Origin of the sequence: Hydrocoleum sp. CS-953, from assembly GCF_002260545.1 — a bacterium.
In the GTDB taxonomy this organism is placed as follows: domain Bacteria; phylum Cyanobacteriota; class Cyanobacteriia; order Cyanobacteriales; family Microcoleaceae; genus Trichodesmium.
Map to the genome: position 1 here is coordinate 1 of NZ_LGSU01000753.1, position 4,522 is coordinate 4,522.

A 4,522-nucleotide genomic window follows, 5' to 3' on the forward strand; every position below is an offset into this window, starting at 1 on the left:
AAGTAATACAACTGAAGCAATTTGTCAATATTGACATCAATAAATCTATTTGGATAGCATAGGATTAGTTAATCAAGGAAAAAATTCAAAATTAAGGAATAATTACCGAAAAATTATGGGTAGGCGCCTCCCCTTTTAAGGGGATAAAAAAAGAACATCCATAGATATTTCAAGCCTCCTTATTGTAGAGGTACTGTTAACTGATAACGCAGTTACGACCATAGGAGGCTAACTGATAACTGATAACTGAAATAACCTTGAGTTTTAATCCAGACTTATGTCGCAACGAAAGTGAAGTAGAAAGCAAACTAATTGTTAGTTATCTACTGCCGAAATTAGGATACGGTATCGAACATTGGCATCAAGAAGTAACATTTGGCAGTATCCGTTTAGATTTTTTGTCATTTGCTACTCAGAAGTTACCTTTTAGTTTAGATGGAGAATCTCCATTGAGTTTAGTTATGGAGGCAAAACATCCCAGAGAAAATTTAGACCGCCATCAACGAAAACTGAGGCGTTATTTGACAAGTATGAATGTAAAATATGGCTTGTTAACTAATGCAAAAGAAATTAGGATTTATCAAAGAGTAGGAAATGATATTCAGTTAGTGTTTAATTGTTTAGGGGGTGAAGTTGATGACAAAATAGAAGAAATTAAAAAATTAGTCGGTCGAGACTTTTTGCGTCAAAATCGGAGTTCTAATACAACAGAAACTCCGGGAGAAAAAGCAGAGGTAAGTGAGGCGATCGCTACTCAATCTGAGACAAAAGAAATTGTTAGCAATACACCAGAAAACCAGGCAAATCAAGTAAAGATTGAAACCGAGTCTAATCCAATTAATCAAAGTAGGAGAAATTCTATGAAAGTAATTGCTGTTTATCACAATAAAGGCGGAGTTGGAAAAACGACAACTGTAGTTAATTTAGCTGCTGCCTTGAGTAAAAAAGGTTATCGAGTTCTTGTAATTGATTTAGATAGTCAGGCAAATACAACATTTGCTACAGGGTTAATTAAATTTGATGATGAAGAAAATGATAATTTAAAAGATAAGTATATTTATCATGTCATCAACTATCCCAAGAAATTTTTCATCCCTGAAGTTATTCGCAAATCTCAGTTCAATGACCCTGAAATTGATGTCATTCCTTGTCACATTAGTTTAATGAAATGGGAAAAGCAACTATCATAAATTGATGCAGCAAAAACAAGATTAAGAAAAAAGTTAGATCAAGAGAATTATGATTTTGTAATTATTGACACACCACCTTCATTGAATCTTTATGCTAGAATAGCAATGATAACAACAGATTATTTAATAATTCCTTCTGACTTAAAAGCCTTTGCAAATGAGGGATTACGAAATGTTAAAAATTTCATTGAAGAGATTAATGAATTTAGAGACCAAATAGGTGTTTCAGAAATTAATATACTAGGTGTTTTACCTTCCAAAATTCCTACTAACAGTAGATATATTCAATATACTTTACCTCGTCGCAAAGCAATTATTCAAGAACGTTATAATTTGCCAGTGATGGATAGCTGTATTTTTCAAAGAGAAGATTTAGCTAAGTGTCTAGATAGAACTGTTTTAATAGATGATATAGAAGTTCCTAATCCTATATCAATTTTTGACTATAAATCAGATGAACCTTCCGTAGAAGAATTTGAAAACTTAGCAACAGAAATTATTTCAAAAGTATGAGCGATAACATAAATTTATCTACTTCCTTAGTAGACCTTGATAACATCACACCAAAGTTTGATATCTCTGAGTTTTCAGCAGATGAAGTTGAGAATATGGCTAACTTAATTCTGACAACAGGAGGTGTGGTTAGACCTATTATTTTGAAAAGAACAGGTATTGAGAGTTGCGAAATTGTCACAGGTGATTTTGAGTATCATGCAACTGTTAAAGCATCAGAAATAGACCCAGAACATTCAGGTATGATCAGAGGGTTTATTATTACAGAAGAACAGGAAGAAAATATCAGGAACCAACAGAAAATTTTGAGAGGTTTAGATTCTCCAATAACTGAATCTCCAGAAGTTCCTATTGATATTGAAGGTAGTCAAGTTGACTTAACGAAAATGTTTAATAATTTGAGATTAAGTTTGACAAAAGAACTAAATAGTCAACTCGATCAAAAATTTCAACCAATAACAACAAAGTTAGATCGAATAAATACATCATATCCTACTAATTCTCAATCTCAAATTAATAATACTGCAGAGGAAAAACTCCAGAATATCGAAAGTAAAATTGACCAATTATTACCCAAAAAACTACCAGAAATTGAGGAAATTCTGAATGAACAATTAAAAGTTATACGTCAAAAAATTAGTAATCTATCTAAGCAAGAAGCTTTATCTATATTAGTACAAACTCAAACAGCTTTAAGTAGACAAATAAAAGCTATTGATCGTGAATCTAATCAACTACAAAAAGTCAATTTGTTAACAGTAGAAACAGAAGATGAAATCAAACAAGCTTTCAAGCGAGTTTTTAGCTCTATATCAGGAGCAACTAAAGCATGNTCGCTACTTTTCCTTTGACTGTTTCTAGTTTTGCCTTGACAGTTTCATCTGCTACATTCTTGAGTTTTCCATCAATTGTACCATCAATAAAACTATCACGAAAAGCTTTAAGTAGACAAATAAAAGCTATTGATCGTGAATCTAATCAACTACAAAAAGTCAATTTGTTAACAGTAGAAACAGAAGATGAAATCAAACAAGCTTTCAAGCGAGTTTTTAGCTCTATATCAGGAGCAACTAAAGCATGGGAAGCAATTAAATATTGGCGAAAATCAGGTAAAAAGCTAACATGGGAAAATTTAGAAAACTCATCAAAAACAGGTCATCAAGATAAAATACCAAACTTCTCAAATGGTACTTACAAAAAGTTAAGAGATATCGGCGATATACCTGATTAATAAATAATACCAAATCCGCTTTTTTTGGAGTGTTATAAGAAACCGGGTTTATGGGAGGTAAATATTAGTATGGTAAAGCATTTAATACAAACCCGGTTTCTATATTTTTTGACAATTTGATATAATCAGCTTTTCTTTTAATATATGGCGATCGCATCCCCATCCCCAAAAATACCAAATATCCGTAGGTTGGGTTGAGGTAACGAAACCCAACTTTTACTTAACTATATCAAATCCACTTACTTTGGAGTTGGGAGATTCTAAAAGAGGGAAAAACCCCTAGTTTGGTAGGGGTTTGGTCACCAAACCCCTACGATATTAAATTTCACCGATACTACCAGATTTGATATAACTTATTACTTAGACTTAATATAGACATAAGTTGGGTTTCCCTTCGGGAAGCTCCGCTTTTCATGTCGCGCAGTGAAACACTGCGTTCTACCCAACCTACTGTTTATCAAAATAATTGAGTATAAAACCCCACCTTTGAAGGCAAAATGTTTTTGGAAGGTGACTCAAAATCTCCAAAAAAACTTCTGACTTCTGACTTCTAACTTCTGACTTCATTTACCCACCCTCATCAAAAAAACTCTCACACCTTTCCTTCTGAGGACAAATATCACACAAATACTCATGCTCCGTCCGTGGAGGTGGATCGGGTTGAAACTCTTCCCATCTCAACCACTCCCGCATCTCCTCTAACTTACCCGGAACTGAACCCTCCACCACATTCTCCAACTTTTCCCAGGAATAATGATACTCTCCTAACTCAGGCAAAACCCAATAAACAACAGCATCAACAGGTATCTTTTTCTTTTGCTTCAGTAAAAAACTATAGAGAGCAACCCCTATTAACTGAGACGATACTTCCACAGTTTCATAAGTTTGAAAATGAACCACACACAAGCGACGAGTCTCAAAATCAAAAATTAAATTATTAACTTTTCCCGTTAACTTTTGACTCTTACCACCTGCTATTTTAAAAGTATAATCTACAGATATTTCTCCCGTAATTAATGTGCGACGAATTACAATACTTTCATGGCAGTAACGCCGATTTTTAACAATGATTTCAGACATATTAAAAATCAGTTTAGTTAATACCTGCCAAACTTGATATAATCCTGTTGCTAAACTAATATCTTTTGTAATAATTGTTTGTAAATAAGGAAAGAAAATCAACTCATAAAATAACTGTTGTATTTGATTAGCGATCGCCTCTACCACCAATTCCTCAAATTGTCCTGCAAACAAAACTTGAATTCTAGATTCTTGCCGAATCATATTCATCAACTGATTAGCTAAATCAACAAAAGCATTATCAATTTCCTGAATATAACCCTTTGGCAAAAACAGATAATCGCCTCCAAAACGCTGTTTCAAATAAAACAAACGGGGGCAATCAAAAGCAACCTTAAGATCGTTAATACTAAATGGCGGAGATTGTAATTGAGGTTTATTACTTATTGGCATTGACAGACTATTTTGATTTTCCTGTTTTTTTCAAGCAATTAATGTAACTATAAATTCTGATAATTTATCAGTTTTATATACTCCAAATTAATTATAATTAATCACTATAATATAA

At 33.0% G+C, this 4,522-nt stretch carries 1 protein-coding gene and 1 pseudogene; one reads left to right on the top strand and one right to left on the bottom strand.

The window, feature by feature from the left end; translation table 11 throughout:
* Positions 1–530: 530 nt before the first annotated feature.
* Positions 531–1,703: pseudogene (locus AFK68_RS09095) on the top strand (AAA family ATPase).
* Positions 1,704–3,501: 1,798 nt separating this feature from the next.
* Here AFK68_RS09095 and AFK68_RS09110 read toward each other — a convergent pair.
* A complete protein-coding gene (locus AFK68_RS09110; protein WP_094672450.1) occupies positions 3,502–4,407 on the bottom strand; it encodes a PD-(D/E)XK nuclease family protein in 906 nt (301 codons plus the stop codon).
* Between the last annotated feature and the right edge of the window lie 115 nt (positions 4,408–4,522).